Raw genomic sequence first — 15756 nt, forward strand, 5'->3', positions numbered from 1 at the left:
TTTGCAGCACCGGCGCATGTTTTCAGGGCAAGCCGTCGTTGTAGCAAGCGCCTATTCAGTTCTCCATCAACAACCGTTCGCAGTTTTGGCTTCATCTCATTTCCTCACGGCGGTATTTGGCCGGTTGCTTTCGCACGTAGGCTGGCTTATAGCTGGTGCACTGCTCGCTTTGTTGCTTGCCCTAGGTGCCGTGGCGCCGGCGCAGGCCCAATACATCATTCGCGGGGTGGTGGTGGATAAGGACACCCAAGAGCCGTTGCCCTTCGTGAGTATCGGCGTGAAAAACTCCACCAAAGGCACCGCCAGCAACGTAAGCGGCGAGTTTCAGCTGAACGTATCGAAGCTGCCTCAAACGCTGGTATTCAGCGAAATTGCCCACGTGCGCGACACCGTGCGCGTTACCAGCACCGATCAGCCGCTGAAGGTGTCGCTGGCCACTACAGCCATTACGCTGCCCGAGGTAAAAGTGGGCAGCTACGCCTATCAGTTGGTCGACAGGGCTTTCCGGCAGATGCAGCGCAACTACGGGCAGAAGTACTACGGCCAGGCTTTCTACCGCCAGATTACGCGCATCGATAACGCGCCCACCGAGCTGCAGGAGGTAATCTGGAACGTGAAAACCAACCCGGCCCGCATCGAGGGTACGGCCATTGCGCAGGGGCGCTTTGCCGGCAAGCAGGCGGCCATGAACTTCAGCAACTTCTCGCTCTATACCAAGTCGTTTGGCCTGTACGACCCGCGCGCCGATAGCACCGTGAGCCTGGCCTTGTTCAGCCCCAACGTGGTGAAGAACTACAACGTGGAGCTGGTGCGCGTGCTCGGCGACGACAGCAGCGGCGTGGCCGAAATCAACTTCGAAACCCGCCCCGAGGTAAAAAAATACAAGGCCGAAGGCACCGTGTGGATCGACGTGGAAACCTACAAGGTGAAGCGCTACAAATTCAGTACGCCCAACTTCACCACCACGCTCAGCAACCCCAGCTACAAGGTGGATAACTCCAAGCTGAGCATTGATATGGTGTTTCAGGACACCGACGAACCGGTAGCCGCCCTCGACCACATGCAGGTAAACCTCACTACTGACCTGGTGCGCCCCAACATGCCGAAAGCAGCCATTAATGTGGAGTCGTTTACGTTCTTCTACGACACTACCGAGAAGCCTACCAACGTGCGCTACGCCCGCGTAAGCGCCAACGAAAACGACCTGCAGGCCATCCGGAGCGTGAAGTACGACCCGGAGTTTTGGGCCAACAACCCCGTGGTGCAGCGTACCCCGGTGGAAGACGAAGTAATTCAGTCCTTCGAGAAAGCAGGGGCGTTTGGCACTATGGTTACCAAGCCTGCCAAGCCCGCCCAACGCCGCTAAGCACCCAAGGCAACATTCCAGCGCAAAAGCCCGGCCAACGCACAGGCCGGGCTTTTGCTATTATGAGGTGTTAATGAAGGAGTTGGCTGTGTTTTCGGATGGGCCAAGTGCCAGCTAAGGCACGGTGCCTTCGCGGGGTTGATGGCCCTGTGGTTGCATCGGGCCCGAAACAATAGCTGCGGGGGGGCGGTAGTGCACCTGTTCCGCATCTTATCACGCTACCAGCACATGCACCACCTCACCGCCGCCGATATCCAGGCTTTCGACAAAATCTACCGGCTCAACCTCGTCAACAGCATCACGGGTTACAAGCCGGCCAACCTCATCGGCACGGCCGATGCCAGCGGCGCTACCAACGTGGCCATTTTCAGCTCGGTGGTGCATCTGGGCTCCGACCCGGCCGTGCTGGGTATGGTAACGCGCCCCACCACCGTGCCGCGCCACACCTACGAGAACATCCGGGCCACGGGCTGCTACACCATCAACCACGTGCACGAAGGTTTTGTGGGGGCGGCGCATTACACCTCGGCCAATTTCGCCCGCGAGGAGTCGGAGTTTGCCGCGTGTGGCCTCACGCCCGTGTACCGCGACGATTTTCCGGCGCCCTACGTGGCCGAAAGCCACATTAGCGTGGGGCTGCGGCTGCAAGAGGAGCTACCCATCCGGCTAAACGGCACGGTACTGCTCATCGGCAGCGTAGAGCACGTGTACCTGGCTCCCGAGGTGTTGCAGCCCGACGGCTCGTTGCACCTAGGGGCTGTGGCCGATGTGTGCATCAGCGGCCTCGATGGCTACCACCGCGTAGAGCCGCTGGCGCGCTACGCCTTTGCCCGCGCCGGCCAAGGCCCACAGCCCATCGGTTGGACGGTAGAAAGCTAATTTGGCACGGATTTTAGCTCAGCCATTAGCCACACGGCCGGGCTCAGCCGTATGTTAGCACCCATGCACGCTAGCGGCGCCTTTGGGCGTTGTAGGAGCGGAGCGCCCTTATTCTTCTATGTCCCAACGCTTTTCCTTGGTTTGGATGCGCTTTTGCTTGGTTGCCCTAGGTAGCCTGGCCGTGCTGTGCGCACAAGCGCAGCAACGGCCCGCCGACACTACCAAGCAACGCGAGGCACCTATCCGCAACATTCAGCTCGAAAACGTGGAGGTGTCGCCCAGTGCTATCAACACCAAAAGCTGGCTGCTGCTCGACAAGGAAATCCAGCTGGAGCTGGACGGAGCCGTGCGCAACCTCTACAACTTCAAGTACGACAAGGCCGAAAAGCAATTCCGCTCGTTGCGCCGCCGCTACCCCGAGCACCCCATGCCGTACTTTTTGCTGGGCCTGAGCCAGTGGTGGAAAATTGTGCCCAGCAACGTGCAAACCAAGCAGTTCGACAAGGTCTTCTTCGCCTATATGGATACCACCATCAGCAAAGGCGAAACCTTGTATAAGCAGGACAAACAAAACTACGAGGCCTGCTTTTTCTTGTCGGCGGCTTATGGGTTTGCGGCCCGCCTGAACGCTGAGCGTGCCAACTGGCGCAAGGCCACCGTGTACAGCAAGCAGGCCCTCGATTACCTCGCGCTCAGCCAAGAGGCAAACGGTCTCAGCCCGGAGTTCTTGTTTGGCCAGGCCTTGTTCAACTATTACCAGGTGTGGATAGCCGAAAACTACCCGTTGCTGCGCCCGGTGATGCTGTTCTTCCCGAAGGGCAACCGCGACCTAGGGCTGCGGCAGCTGCGCAACGTGGCCGACAATGGCTTTTACACCGGCACCGAGGCCAAGTTCTTCCTGATGAAGATCTTGTACAACGATGAAAACAAGCCCGAGGAAGCCCTGCCCGTTTCGCGCAGCTTAGCTACCAACTACCCCGACAACGCCTACTTTCAGCGCTTCTATGCCTTGGCTTGCTACAACCGCGGCGAGTACGATGAGTGCGAGCGGGTTAGCCGCGACATCCTTGAGAAACTCAACAAAGGCATGCCAGGCTACGAAGCCATCAGCGGCCGCTACGCCACCTACTTTTTGGGCTGGCTGATGGAGCACCGCTACGACAACTCCGAAAAGGCTGCCGATTACTTTCAGCGTTGCATTGTGTTTGCCGAAAGCACCGGCGAAACCGACCAGGGCTTTTATGTACTGGCGCACCGGCACTTGGCCCGCATTGCCTCCGACCGCTCCGATGTAGCTACTGCCCGCCGCTATTACAACGTAGTAAAGGACAAGGCCCCGCGTAACTCGCCCGAGTACCGCGAAGCCCGCGAGTACCTGAAGCAGCACAAAAAGTAGCAGCGCCTAGGTGCGCTAAAGCTATTAACTACAAAAGCCGAAAGGCCCCCTGCAATGGATATGCAAGGGGCCTTTCGGCTTTTGTAGTCGCTTCCACTATTTACCTCTATGCAGGTTGGGTAATGCTTTTACTGTCGCCGGGTGGCGGAATAATTATGCAATACCTAAGAGCGTGTTGGGACACTATGCGCCTAGGTATTTACTCATGATACGCGGGCAGAGAGGGGCTGCTAGGGCTGCCTTGGAAGTGCTAGCCTAGCAAATTTTTTTGGGTGCAAAAGGAGCTTTTGCAACTGATAATCAAAGCTGTATAAGCAGGGGTCAATATGGTTGTAAGTAAATAACTCACTGATTATCTGGACTAAGTAAAGAACGTGACATGTAATAATAATAGACTAATATAATATTTGAATATATAATTAATAAATATAACGTAAATAGTTTGTAATCCTATTTGTGCATCCAATAATAATACATAGCGTAACAGGCACCAAATGCGAAAGCATAAAACCCTGAGAACATGAAACACTTCAACTGCATGTTTTCCCAAAGCCTGTACTCACATGAAATCCACCATACTCTACCTTTCTTTTCTTCTGACTTCCGTTGTTGGCGCTACCCAGGCCCAAGCCCAGTGCACCTACACCTCCAAACCGGGTGGGGGTAAGTGGAGCGACCCGAACACCTGGGTTATTTCGGGTAAATCAGACGGCAGCCTGACGCCAACCAACAGCCAACAGCGCAACGGCCAAGATGCCAGCGACAACATCATTGTTATCAACTCGGCCGTTGAGTTGGATATCGACTACAGCATAACCGGCGACAACGCCAAAATGGTGATTACCAGCACCGGCTCGCTCACCGACAAAGCCAACGCGCACAACTTGTATTTCGGCGAGCAAACCGGCCCCGACATGACGCGTCTGCAGCTCGATGGCACCCTCGACGTGTACAGCGTAAGCTTTTACAAGGCCGATGCCCAGCTAGGCTCAACGGCAAACCTGAGCACCGACTGCAACATTTCGCTCGCCAACCAATCCGACCTGATGGTGGCCCCCGGTGCCGAAATCGACATCGACGGCAACCTAATGGTGACGCAAGGCAACCCCCGCATCATGGGCACGGGCACGCTCTCGATAAGCGGCTGCGTGCTCACCCAAGGCAACGGCGGCCTCAACGGCCTGTTTGCCCCCGGCCTGCGGGTATGCGTGCAGGGCCAACCCAACGATTGCGCCACCGAAGGCATGAATTGCAACCCGCGCGTGCAGGAGTACATTACCGTGAATGCCTGCGCCAGCACCCCATTGCCCGTAGAACTGGCCAGCTTTAATGCCCGCTACACCAACAAACAGGTGCAACTGCAGTGGGTAACGGCCTCAGAAAAAAACTCGGCCAACTTTGCCGTGGAGCGCTCCAATGATGGCAAAAACTTTGACGTAGTAACCACCGTGCGCGCCGCTGGCAACTCGAGCGCCCGCCGCGAGTACAACGCCGTGGATAACAACATGCGCCCCGGCCTAAACTACTACCGCCTCAAGCAAACCGACCTTGATGGCACCGCTACCACCTCGCAGGTAGTGGCCGTGCAAGCCGGCGCTGCCGAGCAGGAGCTAAGCGCCTACGGCACGCCCGGCAACTTAATTGTGGAGATGCGCACCGACGCCGTATGTCGCGCCATTCGCGTAATGGATAGCATGGGCCGCGTACTGCACACCGAAGTAATGCCCGACGGTGCTACCGGCTTGGTTTCGCGCCAGATTCCGCTGCGGCAGGGCGTTGGCGGGGTGTACATTGTGCAGGCCGTGACCAGCAACGGTACCTTCACGAAGAAAACCATGCTACGCGACTAGAACCCGGAGAAGGGCCTAAGCTGGCCTGCTTAAAAGCCCGTGAGGTATTGCCTCACGGGCTTTTTTGTTGTGCGTACCCGGCAGGTACCTAAGGCCAGAAGCGAGGGTAGATAAATTGCTGACACGCGGATATGAAAAACCGCTTTCGGCACGCCAGAAAGCGGTTAGATTTAGGCGCTATTTCTCCTCCTCTCCAATGAACAAACGTACGATAGCGGCCAGCGTGCTGGCCGGTGCCTTGCTGATTGGCTGTTCTCAGCAAACCCAGAAAGAAGCCCAGGTAGGCGGCGGCGAGCAAACTGCCTCGGCCGAAACCAACAACCTAGGTTCGGTATTCGACCGCTACTGGGAAGAAAACTCCAAGCTATTTCCGCTTGAGGCCACCGCGCAGGGCGACAACCGCTACAACGACCAGCTGCCCAACGACGGCACGGTGGCCTTTCGGCAAAACCTGCAGCAGTTCTACCAGAAGTACCTGAGCGAGCTGCAGCAGTTCGACCGCGAAAAGCTCTCCGACAACGACCGCATCAGCTACGACATCTTCAAGTACGACCTCGAAACCAAGCTCGAGGGGCTAAAGCTGAACACCTGGATGATTCCGTACCAGCAGTTCTGGGGCTTACCGCTCACCATGGGTCAGTACGGCTCGGGCGAGGGCGTGCAGCCCTTCAAAACCGCCGAGGATTACGACAACTGGCTGGGCCGCGTACGCGGTTTCTCGGTGTGGGCCGATACGGCCATCAGCAACTTCCGGCGCGGCATGCGCGCCGGCGTGGTGCTGCCTCGCCCGCTGGTGCAAAAGATGATTCCGCAGATGGAAGCCATGGTGGTTTCGGACCCCAGCAAGAGCTTGTTCTATGGGCCCATCAACAAGTTTCCGGCGAGTGTTTCGGAAGCCGACCGCAAGCGCATTACCGAGGCCTATCGTGCCGCCATCAGCAACGAGCTGGTGCCCACGTACCGCCGCCTAGGTCAGTTCCTGAAAACGGAGTACCTGCCCAAGAGCCGCACCAGCACCGGCATTGCGGCCGTGCCCAACGGGCCCGACATTTACCGGTACTACGTAAAGTCCTGGACGACCACCGACAAAACACCCGACGAGATTTACCAGACCGGCTTGGCCGAGGTGAAGCGCATTCGGACGGAGATGGAGCGCGTGAAAAACCAGGTGGGCTTTAAGGGCGACCTGAACGCGTTTTTCAACTACATGCGCACCGATAAGCGCTTTACGCCTTACAAAACGCCCGAAGACGTACTGAACGCCTTCCGCGGTATTCAGGCCAAAATTACCCCGAACCTGCCCAAGCTGTTCGGCCGCACGCCTAAAACGCCGTTCGAGATTCGCCAGACCGAGGCCTTCCGCGCCGCTTCGGCATCAGCCGAGTACAACCCCGGCAACCCCGATGGCTCGCGCCCCGGCATCTTCTACGTGCCCATTCTGGATGCCAAAACCTTCAACACCACTTCGGGCATGGAGTCGCTGTTTCTGCACGAAGCCATACCGGGCCACCACTACCAAACGTCGCTGCAGCAGGAAAACGACCAGATGCCCAAGTTCCGCCGCTTTGCGTGGTACGGCGCCATGGGCGAAGGTTGGGCCCTGTACACCGAAAGCCTAGGCAAGGAGCTAGGCCTCTACACCGACCCCTACCAGTACATGGGTGCCCTGGGTGATGAGATTCACCGCGCCATCCGGCTGGTGGTGGATGTGGGCATGCACCACAAAGGCATGACGCGCGAGCAGGCCATTAAGTACATGATGGATAACGAAGCCATCAACGAGCAGGGCGCCGTGGCCGAAATAGAACGCTACATGGCCATTCCGGCTCAGGCCTTGTCGTACAAAACCGGCTCGCTCAAAATTCAGGAGCTGCGCCGCAAGTATGAGCAGCAGCTGGGCGCTAAGTTCAAGATCAGCGACTTCCACGACGAACTGCTGAAGGACGGCGTGATGCCGCTGGCCGTACTGGAGCGCAAAATGGATGCCTGGGCTGCCAAACAGCAATAGCACCTAGGCCAACGAAAAAGCCCTGCACCAGACTGGCGCAGGGCTTTTTCATGCTTGTGGGTGAGACTGAAGGAGCGGGTAAGTTGCGCTGCCTAGGTAGGCGTGGCTTACAAAGTATCCCAGGAGTTGTCGGGGCGCTCGGGGCCGCGCTCGTGGGCGTGGCGCGGATCGTGGCTTGTGCGGTTCTGGCGCGAGTAGCGGTAGCCGTGGCAGCGGTTGTGGCCCGACTGGTTCCCGGTTGAATGCAAACGCTGCCCTGAGGCGGAACCCCGGTCGCTGGCCGAAGGAACCCGATAACGTGAGTACTGCATGGTGGTTGGAGGTGCGTTGGTTGTGGAGGTTTACAATTGCTTGTACGTAGCTCAACTATATTTGAGTTCTTGAATTGACACGTATTTTTGCATATTTATACTTAGAATATTTACATGATATTACCTCCGTATTTTCTTTCTGGCACTCCGGCATTTTGTAGCTGCTAACGACAGATGCGCCTGCCGGGCAGCCCCAGCAAGCGCATCTGTCCTCACCTCATTCCCGATGTGGCTCTGTACCTAGGTAGTAGAGCCGCCCGTAGTGCTGCCTCCGGTGGTAGTACCGCCGGTAGTCGAGCCACCGGTTGTGGTAGTGCCGGTTGTGCTGCCGCCTGTGGTAGTGCTGCCACCAGTAGTTGTGGTGCCGGTGGTGCCGCCTGTTGTTGTACCTGTAGTTGTGCCGCCGGTAGTGCCTCCGGTTGTGGTGCCACCCGTTGTAGTACTGGTAGTACCGCCAGTGGTGGTGGTTGTACCTGTGGTTGAGCCCGTGGTGCTACTGGTGGTGCCGGTTGTGGTACCCGACGTGGTGGTGCCCGAAGTAGTGCCCGAAGTTGTACCGCTGGTAGTGCCGGTTGTACTGCCAGATGTGGTTCCGGTGGTGGTTGTGGAGCCCGAGGTGGTGCCATTGTCTTCATCTTCGTCGTCGCAGGCGGTGAGGGTTACAGCCGAAGTAAGTGCCAGCCCGAGTACGAGCAGAAACCATTGCTTTTTCATTGCTTATCGCTGATGAGAATTGAAAGAATCGGGTTTGGCTGGATTATACGCCGCGCTTTCCGCTCTCAACGTCGTGTGTAGCAAAGAATAAATGCTGATTTTCAACTGCTTACCGGGTTGTTTTTCGCGGAACATCGGGGGTTATACCCGAATGCTTTGGTAGGAAGTCACAAAAAAGCCGCCCGCCAAACCCTTAGGTTCGGTGGGCGGCTTGTAGCGGCAAGGCAGCCGGAATTACTAATCGCGGTTATCCTGCTTGCTCGTGTTGCTGTTTTCACGGTCGGTGTTGCGGCGCGGGCCACCGCCTTGCACGCCCTGCACCGAAGCGTTTTGCGGCGTAGAGCGCGGAATGTTGTTGAGCGAGCCGCGGCCCGACGTAGTGCCGGCTTGCGGCGGGTTGTCGGTGGCAGGTATTTCGGAGTCGCGGGTGCCGCGGCCCGTGAGGCTACGGCCGCTGGTAGTGCTGCTGCCGTCGGTGGTGCCGGTTTCGGTGTACTTGGAGGTATTGGGGTCGCCGCCGGGCTGCGAGCTTACGGCCTCGGCTACGGTGCGGGCGCCCGAGGTGGTGCCCACCGGAGTATATGCTTTGCCGCCGCCCGAAACGCTGTCGCGCTCAGTATCAACGCGGGTAGCATGCGGGGCACGGTCGAATGAGTCTTGAAATTGATGGTCGATGCCGGGTTCCATAGAACGGTCGCAGGCAACAAGCGCCGAGAGCAGCAGCAAGGCCGTGCCTAGCGCGTACGGGGTGCGGGACATAGCAGAGGCAGTGTTTTGGATGAGAGAATTCGGAGTATGCGGTTGTATACGCACTAACACGTTCTTGCGGCTAACTGCACCTAGCGCCGCGCCCCGAAAAGCCCGAATTCGCATCTTTGCATCAGTAAACCACCATTCGCCTTGACCAACGCCGTACTCAGCTGGAGCGGGGGCAAAGACTCTGCCTTGTGCCTGCACCACGCTTTGCAGAACCCGAACCTGCGCCTCACGCACTTGCTTACCACCCTCAATGAGCACTACCGCCGCGTAGCCATGCACGGCGTGCGGGCCGAGCTGCTAGAGGCGCAAGCCGAGCGCATTGGCTTGCCCTTGGTGCCGGTGTGGCTGCCCGAAATGCCCAGCATGGAGGTGTACGAGCAGCGCATGTCCGAGGCCCTAGGTTACCTGGCCACGCAAGGCATAAGCACCACTGTGTTCGGCGATTTGCACCTGCAGGATTTGCGCGCCTACCGCGAGCAGCAGCTGGCGCGCGTGGGTTGGCAGGCCGAGTTCCCCATCTGGCACAAGCCGGCTGCCGACGTGATGCGCGAGTTTATCGACCTAGGGTTTCGGGCCGTGGTGGTGTGCGTCAACGATCAACACCTCGACCAGAGCTTTTGCGGGCGTGAGCTCGACGAACAATTCCTGCGCGATTTGCCGGCCGGCGTCGACCCGTGTGGTGAAAACGGCGAGTACCACAGCTTCGTGTACGATGCGCCGTACTTCAGCCAACCCATTGCCATTGCGCCCGGCGAGCAGGTGCACCGCACCTACCGCCCAGCCACCGACCCCGATACCGCCAACAACGACTGCTACCGCAACGAGCCCAATCCGTTTAGTGCAGGCTTTTGGTACCAGGATTTGCTATTAGCAGAAGGACATTCCTAGGTGCTATGGCAACTCCAACGCAAGGCGGCCCCGGCAATACCTATTGCCGGGGCCGCCTTGCGTTGGAGTCAATTCTGCTAAATCGGATGATAGGGGTTATACTCGCCTTCGTCGGTAGGCGCGAACGGATCAATCACCCCGCTGGCGTAGGCTTCGGGGTAATCGAGGTGGTGCCGGCGCATGCGGTTTTGCTTACGGCGCTTCAGGTGCTTGTTGCTGCCGTTGCGACGCTGCGTGAGAATGGCGTACGCGGCCAAACCAACCACCGCGGCGGTAGCGCCTACCAGCAGCGGCGTGCGCGGGCTGATTACGGGCGGCGGCACCGACACCACGCCCGATTCGTCGGTTTGGGCAGGCTGGTGCACGTAGCGGCCGTGCGCCGGTACGGCCAAGCGGTTGAATTCGCGGGCCAGTTGCTCCAGCTCTTGCTGCAGGGCGTCGCCGCGCATCGGTACGCCGTGGCCAGTGGCGGCAATGGCCGGTTTCAGCTGGGCAAGCGTTTCCACCGAGTTGCGGGCGGCATGCCAGTCGCAGGTAAAGTATTTAGGTGGGCCGTGCACTTCCTGGCGCTGCTCCCACACGGCAATGGCCGATTCCTGCTCCACCGTCACAAAGGCGTCGCCGGCAATTAGCAGGCGGTCGGAGTCGCGGAAGAACGACACGTGGCCCGGCGTGTGGCCGGGGGTGTGCACCCAGCGCCAACCCGGCAGGTTTGGCACCGAGCCATCGGTGGGCAGCTCGTGCGCGCGGTTGCCTAGGTCGTACGGCGTTTTGGGATACAGCACCGACATCAGGGCCATAGCACCACCGCCCACGGTGGGGTCGGGTGGGGGGTACGAGGAGCGGCCCGTTAGGTACGGCAACTCGAGGCGGTGCGCATACACGGGCACATCCCAATGTTCGGCCAGGGTTTTGAGGGCGCCCGCGTGGTCGAAGTGGCCGTGCGTCATGATAATTGCCTCGGGGCGTGCGCCTTCGCCAAACAGCGTTTCGGCCGCGTGCCGAATTTTGCCTGCTGCGCCGGGCAAGCCGGCATCAACCAGCACCCAGGGGCCGGAGCTAGGCTCGGGGCGCACAAAAAACAGGTTGACGAACACGTTGCGCAAGGCCCATACGCCGGGTGCCACGTACTGCAAATCGGGCGTGGTGGCGCGGTTCGGGCGCGATTTCAACACATCCAGATGGTGATTGGTCATAGGGTAGGGGTTGGAATGGGGTGGGTAGATGGGGCGTTGCCGCTAATACTCGCAGCTGCAAAGCACCTCGCGCTTCGGCTCCGATACCTTGTAGTTCGGCAACGACACTTCTTTCATGTACACCACATCGAGGCGCTTCAGCTGCGGGTTGCGCGGGTTGAGGTGCCAAATGCGCAGCATGTAGTTGCAGTAATACGGCCGCATCCAGGAGTTGTCTACAAACAGGTAATTCTCGGAGTACTTGCGCCACCGGTCGTTTTTGTGCAGCGCCATTACCGAGTACGGCTTTTCGTAATTCACGGGGCGCCCGTTGCGGTACAAATCGTAGGTGCGGCCGTTGGTGGCCTGGCCTTCCAAAATGTACCAACCGTCGTCTTTGAACACGGCCGGCGCAAACATGCCCCAGTGCTGATCGGTGCGGAACTGGTAGCCAAACCAGCGCAGCGGCTCGCTCATGGTGTATTTGGGCGCAATGATGCCGTCGAGGTTCCACCAGATGGTGTAGCCCACGAGCACGTACAGCACGGTTTCGCCCAGCATGGGCAGTATCTCGAGGCGGGGCTTGCGTGCCCGAGGTTGCCAAGTGGCCTGCAACTGCACCTGCAAGGGCAGCTGCCAGGCGGGCAACCGCTGACGCAAGCTGCCTAGGTAGCCCGAGCAACGCTGCGTGGCAGGGCCTAGCTTGCACTCAAGCCAGTTTAGCACGGGCTTGGGCAGCAGGCCCATCAGCGAGGCGAAGTTGATGATGAAGAACAGCCCCACGAACAGCGTAAGGCTGATGCCGGCGTGAAAACCGAACAGCACCACCACAAACAGCGTCCGGAAAAACGCGGTGCCCACCGGAATAAACAGCAGAATAGGCAGCAGCAGCTCGGTGTAGTAAGTGAGGTGCGTGAGCCAGCGCATCAGCTCGTAGTGCGGGTAGAGCAGGCGCCCGCCCGGCATCAGCACCTGGTCGAGGCTAAGGGCGTAGTAAATAGCCGTGCCTTCGGTGGTCCACTCGGGGGCGCTTTTCAGGAAAGCCGTGCAGATGTATACCAGCGCAATTTGCACCACGTAAGCCACCGTGGCCGCGCTAAAGTGCGTGTAATCGTCGGGGGCAGGCTGGCTTTCGGCATCCTTGCTCCACATGCGGCCCCAAGGCAAGAAGATGCCCCAAAACAGCAGCATGCGCAGCAGGTCGTCGCCGCCTTGCGCAATCATGGGGTTGCGGTTTTGCAATGACACAAGCATCACCCACGAGAGCACCGTCATGAGCTTGGTGCGCCAGCCTAGCAGCAGGCCCACGGCAAACCCGGCCGCCGCCAGAAACAGCAGCGCCTGCACCTGCCACAGGCCGCTCATGTTGTGGATGGAAAACTCGTAGGGGTTCCAAGCCCGCTCGAAGAGCACGTGCAGCGGCAGTACCCCTAGGTTGGTGTAGTGGGCTTCGAGGTCGGTGCTGCGGATGCCCAGATCGAGCAGGATTACTGCAGCCACGGCCATGCGCATCAGCGCCAAGGCCCGGATATCGACCTCGAAGGGACGGCGCAACAGGGCCAACAACCGATGGCCGGGCCCGCTGCCGTGCGAGGGAGGCGGAGGCGCAGAAAGGGCAACCTCCTCGGTGGGAAGTTGCCCTTGCGCCCGGTCAAGCTGTTCGACCGAAGTTTGCAAAGCCGTCAGGAATTAGCGGGTGGTTGAACCGGATGTAGAGCCCGACGTGGTGCGGCCCGATGTGGTACCCGAAGTAGTACCCGAGGTGGTGCCACGAGTAGTTGAGCCCGAGGTGCTGCGGGTGGTTGAACCGGATGTAGTGCCGCTGGTAGTACCCGAAGTGCTGCGCGTGGTGGAGCCGGAGGTAGTACCCGAGGTAGTGCCACTGGTGCTCATGGTAGTGGAACCGCTGGTGGTACCCGAAGTGGTGCCGGAGGTAGTGGTGCTGCCGCTGGTGGTGCCACTGGTGGTACCCGAGGTGCTCATGGTGGTGCTACCGCTCGTAGTGCCCGACGTAGTACCCGAGGTGCTCATGGTAGTAGAGCCGCTGGTGGTACCCGAGGTAGTGGTACCCATGTCGCTGCCCATTGTAGTGGTGCCCGAAGTGGTGCTGCTGGTAGTGGAACCCGAGGTAGTACCCGAAGTAGTGCTACCGCTGGTAGAACCCGTAGTGGTGCTACCCGATGTGGTGGCAGGGGTAGTAGAGTCGTAGGTACCCGAGGTGGTGCCGCTGCCCGATGTGGAGCCCGAGGTAGTAGCCCCCGAAGTGGTTTCGCGGTTGCAGCCCGACAAGGCAACCGACACGCTCAGCACGGCGGCCGAGAACAGGTAAAGCGGAGAACGAAGCGACTTTTTCATAGCTGTAGGGGTGAATGGTTGTGAGAAGAATTAGAACGAGATGGCTGAAGGACGAAACTCTACAGCGGGCATGGGTAGCGGCCTCAACGCCAAGCCAGCCAATACTCTACGTAGCTCGCCAAAGAAGAGCTACATTGGCTCGGTTTTTTTGGCAGAGGAGCTTAGGGTAAAGGGCAGAAAAAAAGGACAACCACAAGCGTGACGTCCTTTTTCTCCCTCCTCTTTCCAATATGTGAGCGTGTAAGTGAAGTCTGGTTTTAGTTGGTGGTACTACCGCTGGTTGTAGAGCCGCCGGCTCCGGAGTTGCCAGTGGTGCCACCGGTGGTTGCTTCGTTGGTGGTAGCGCCGCCGCCCGTTGAGCCCGCCGTGGTGCCCGCCGTAGAGCCTGCGCTTGAGGTAGTGCCGCTCATGCCGCCGCCCGTGGTTACGCCGCCGCCCGTGGTGCCCGATGAGGTGCTGCCCGTAGTGCCCGCGCCGGTGCCGGTGCCCATGGTATCGGTGCTGCCCATGTCGGTGGTGGTTTCGGTGCTGGTAGCCGAGCCGGGCTCGGAGCCAGTGCCATCGGCCCCCATGCCGGAGCCGGCGTTGGAGTTGCCATCGTTGCCACAAGAGCCTAGGGCCAGAAGCGCACACAATGCGCCCGACATGCACCAAATGCGTGTACGGTTCATAAGGGTGTTGTTGGTTTGGTTGGTGGTATTGGCCTGATAGTGCGGCGAATACAGGAGGCATATACGCCCAGAAAACAGGATTAGCTGAATTTTATCAAGAAAATTTTGTGCACGTTTTTTGCTTTACCCAAAGGTGTCAACCGGGATGCCAGAAGCCTATCGTATTTTGTTCGGCGGCACAACCCAACCGCGTTTCGTTGGTTTCGTACTGGCAGTGCACCTTCGTACCAACTTTCGCTACCATGACACCGGGCCCCTCCATCATTCTCTTCGACGGCGTTTGCAACCTGTGCCACGGCTTGGTGCAGTTCATCATCGCGCGCGACCCGGTCGGTAGGTTTCAGTTTGCTTCGTTGCAGTCAGAAGTTGGCCAACGCCTGATGCCGGGCGGCATCAACCCCGATCCTGACAACCCCGACTCAGTAGTGCTGATTGAGAACGGCCGCGCCTACACCCACTCCACGGCCATCCTCCGCATTCTGCAGCACCTAGGCGGCGGGTGGCGCCTGCTCTCGGTGGGTATGGTGCTGCCTCGCTTTCTGCGCGACGCGGCCTACCGCTTTGTGGCCCGCAACCGCTACCGTTGGTTTGGCAAGCAAAACGAATGCTGGCTGCCCACACCCGAGCTAAAGGCGAGGTTTATCTAGCATTGAGCCGCATTGGGAATATTCAGCAATACCAAAACCGCCGGGGCGGTTGGCCGCAGCAGGGGCACATCCTACTGGCCAACCGCCCCGGCGGCTGTATTAGCGCATTTATTAATGCTTAAGCCGCCGATGAGGCCGCTGCATCTGCGTTGTTATCAGCCGATGGCAAAAGGCCTTGCAGGGCTTTTACGAGCGAGCCGGCACCCTGCCCGAAAAACTGCTGATCGAACTCCTCCAGCGCCCACGCGGCCCGCACCACCGTTTTAAGGCCGGCGGATGTCAGCGACAAGCTGCGGGCGCGGGCATCCTGCTCGTTGGTAGGGCGCTGAATCAGGCCTTTTTCCTCCAGCGTGCGTACGATTTTGCTGGTGGTCATTTTGTCGTAATGGGCGTATTGGGCTACCGAGGCTTGCGTAACCGGCGCTTGCTGCTGACCTAGGCGCTGCACCGCCGCCAGCAACAAAAACTGGCTCGGCGAGAGGCCCATAGGCTTCAGCACTTCCCCTAAGCTGCGCTGCCAGTGGGCAGTAGCTTGGGCCAGCAAAAAGCCCGGGTTCACATCGGGTCCTTCGAAGGTAAAGAGCGGATCGAGCGGAAGTGCCATAGGAATTTTGGTAGGTTGCGCGCCCAAACACATGGGCCGGGTAGGTTTTCGGCTAAACGCAATTCCTGTAAACAGGTTTACCGTAACCTTGCTTACTATCAGCATTTATCCTTTGTAGCCGCACCGTGCGGCC

15 protein-coding genes are annotated in these 15756 nt (G+C 59.1%); 8 read left to right on the forward strand and 7 right to left on the reverse strand.

From position 1 onward, the window contains the following. The first annotated feature begins 85 nt into the window (after positions 1 to 85). From ASU33_RS20700 to ASU33_RS20720, 5 genes are all read left to right on the forward strand, one after another. Complete coding sequence (locus ASU33_RS20700) at positions 86 to 1366, forward strand: carboxypeptidase-like regulatory domain-containing protein (protein WP_160328252.1); 1281 nt, start codon at positions 86 to 88, stop codon at positions 1364 to 1366. 228 nt (positions 1367 to 1594) lie between these two features. Next, complete coding sequence (locus ASU33_RS20705; RefSeq protein WP_059072825.1) at positions 1595 to 2245, forward strand: flavin reductase family protein; 651 nt, start codon at positions 1595 to 1597, stop codon at positions 2243 to 2245. Positions 2246 to 2363: 118 nt separating this feature from the next. Continuing rightward, positions 2364 to 3641, forward strand: a complete 1278-nt coding sequence (locus ASU33_RS20710; RefSeq protein WP_286130708.1) for a tetratricopeptide repeat protein — start codon at positions 2364 to 2366, stop codon at positions 3639 to 3641. A gap of 563 nt (positions 3642 to 4204) precedes the next feature. After that, positions 4205 to 5491, forward strand: a complete 1287-nt coding sequence (locus ASU33_RS20715; RefSeq protein ID WP_059072689.1) for a hypothetical protein — start codon at positions 4205 to 4207, stop codon at positions 5489 to 5491. Positions 5492 to 5687: 196 nt separating this feature from the next. Continuing rightward, positions 5688 to 7499 (forward strand): DUF885 domain-containing protein, encoded by a 1812-nt coding sequence (locus tag ASU33_RS20720; protein ID WP_059072690.1) that lies wholly within the window; start codon positions 5688 to 5690, stop codon positions 7497 to 7499. Between the two features lie 107 nt (positions 7500 to 7606). Here ASU33_RS20720 and ASU33_RS20725 read toward each other — a convergent pair whose 3' ends face one another. The 3 genes from ASU33_RS20725 to ASU33_RS20735 form a co-directional block, all read right to left on the reverse strand. Next, positions 7607 to 7747, reverse strand: coding sequence for a hypothetical protein (locus ASU33_RS20725; RefSeq protein ID WP_160328253.1), 141 nt, complete (start codon positions 7745 to 7747; stop codon positions 7607 to 7609). 303 nt (positions 7748 to 8050) lie between these two features. Next, positions 8051 to 8524 (reverse strand): hypothetical protein, encoded by a 474-nt coding sequence (locus tag ASU33_RS21555; RefSeq protein ID WP_160328254.1) that lies wholly within the window; start codon positions 8522 to 8524, stop codon positions 8051 to 8053. Between the two features lie 237 nt (positions 8525 to 8761). After that, the gene (locus tag ASU33_RS20735) at positions 8762 to 9283 is read right to left on the reverse strand and encodes a hypothetical protein (protein ID WP_059072693.1); all 522 of its coding nucleotides are present in this window, start codon (positions 9281 to 9283) and stop codon (positions 8762 to 8764) included. A 141-nt stretch (positions 9284 to 9424) separates the two neighbouring features. On the opposite strand from ASU33_RS20735, the gene ASU33_RS20740 reads away from it, so the two are divergent. Beyond that, positions 9425 to 10171, forward strand: a complete 747-nt coding sequence (locus ASU33_RS20740) for a Dph6-related ATP pyrophosphatase (RefSeq protein WP_078063303.1) — start codon at positions 9425 to 9427, stop codon at positions 10169 to 10171. Positions 10172 to 10248: 77 nt separating this feature from the next. Here ASU33_RS20740 and ASU33_RS20745 read toward each other — a convergent pair whose 3' ends face one another. Together ASU33_RS20745 and ASU33_RS20750 are read right to left on the reverse strand one after the other, a co-directional pair. After that, positions 10249 to 11367 (reverse strand): MBL fold metallo-hydrolase, encoded by a 1119-nt coding sequence (locus tag ASU33_RS20745; protein WP_078063304.1) that lies wholly within the window; start codon positions 11365 to 11367, stop codon positions 10249 to 10251. A 42-nt stretch (positions 11368 to 11409) separates the two neighbouring features. Continuing rightward, on the reverse strand, positions 11410 to 13023 hold the full coding sequence (locus ASU33_RS20750; RefSeq protein ID WP_286130709.1) for an HTTM domain-containing protein: 1614 nt from the start codon (positions 13021 to 13023) through the stop codon (positions 11410 to 11412). Between the two features lie 19 nt (positions 13024 to 13042). Here ASU33_RS20750 and ASU33_RS21560 point away from each other — a divergent pair, with 19 nt between their 5' ends. Beyond that, entirely contained in the window at positions 13043 to 13555 is a 513-nt protein-coding gene (locus ASU33_RS21560; RefSeq protein WP_059072695.1) for a hypothetical protein, read from the forward strand. Between the two features lie 403 nt (positions 13556 to 13958). Here the strand turns inward: ASU33_RS21560 and ASU33_RS20760 are convergent, their stop codons facing one another. Further along, positions 13959 to 14372: a hypothetical protein gene (locus ASU33_RS20760; protein ID WP_059072696.1), complete on the reverse strand. Its 414-nt coding sequence runs from the start codon at positions 14370 to 14372 to the stop codon at positions 13959 to 13961. A 242-nt stretch (positions 14373 to 14614) separates the two neighbouring features. On the opposite strand from ASU33_RS20760, the gene ASU33_RS20765 reads away from it, so the two are divergent. Continuing rightward, positions 14615 to 15019, forward strand: a complete 405-nt coding sequence (locus tag ASU33_RS20765; RefSeq protein ID WP_059072697.1) for a thiol-disulfide oxidoreductase DCC family protein — start codon at positions 14615 to 14617, stop codon at positions 15017 to 15019. A 118-nt stretch (positions 15020 to 15137) separates the two neighbouring features. Here the strand turns inward: ASU33_RS20765 and ASU33_RS20770 are convergent, their stop codons facing one another. Then, complete coding sequence (locus ASU33_RS20770) at positions 15138 to 15623, reverse strand: MarR family winged helix-turn-helix transcriptional regulator (protein WP_160328255.1); 486 nt, start codon at positions 15621 to 15623, stop codon at positions 15138 to 15140. Positions 15624 to 15756 lie beyond the last annotated feature (133 nt).

The sequence above is a fragment of the Solirubrum puertoriconensis genome (genome assembly GCF_001483135.1).
Classification (GTDB): domain Bacteria; phylum Bacteroidota; class Bacteroidia; order Cytophagales; family Hymenobacteraceae; genus Solirubrum; species Solirubrum puertoriconensis.

Coding starts and splice junctions, on each gene's coding strand:
- ASU33_RS20705 (WP_059072825.1), top strand. CDS start 1,595: ATGCACCACCTCACCGCCGCCGATATCCAGGCTTTCGACAAAATCTAC.
- ASU33_RS20770 (WP_160328255.1), bottom strand. CDS start 15,623: ATGGCACTTCCGCTCGATCCGCTCTTTACCTTCGAAGGACCCGATGTG.
- ASU33_RS20765 (WP_059072697.1), top strand. CDS start 14,615: ATGACACCGGGCCCCTCCATCATTCTCTTCGACGGCGTTTGCAACCTG.
- ASU33_RS20735 (WP_059072693.1), bottom strand. CDS start 9,283: ATGTCCCGCACCCCGTACGCGCTAGGCACGGCCTTGCTGCTGCTCTCG.
- ASU33_RS20745 (WP_078063304.1), bottom strand. CDS start 11,367: ATGACCAATCACCATCTGGATGTGTTGAAATCGCGCCCGAACCGCGCC.
- ASU33_RS21555 (WP_160328254.1), bottom strand. CDS start 8,524: ATGAAAAAGCAATGGTTTCTGCTCGTACTCGGGCTGGCACTTACTTCG.
- ASU33_RS20760 (WP_059072696.1), bottom strand. CDS start 14,372: ATGAACCGTACACGCATTTGGTGCATGTCGGGCGCATTGTGTGCGCTT.
- ASU33_RS20720 (WP_059072690.1), top strand. CDS start 5,688: ATGAACAAACGTACGATAGCGGCCAGCGTGCTGGCCGGTGCCTTGCTG.
- ASU33_RS20710 (WP_286130708.1), top strand. CDS start 2,364: ATGTCCCAACGCTTTTCCTTGGTTTGGATGCGCTTTTGCTTGGTTGCC.
- ASU33_RS20715 (WP_059072689.1), top strand. CDS start 4,205: ATGAAATCCACCATACTCTACCTTTCTTTTCTTCTGACTTCCGTTGTT.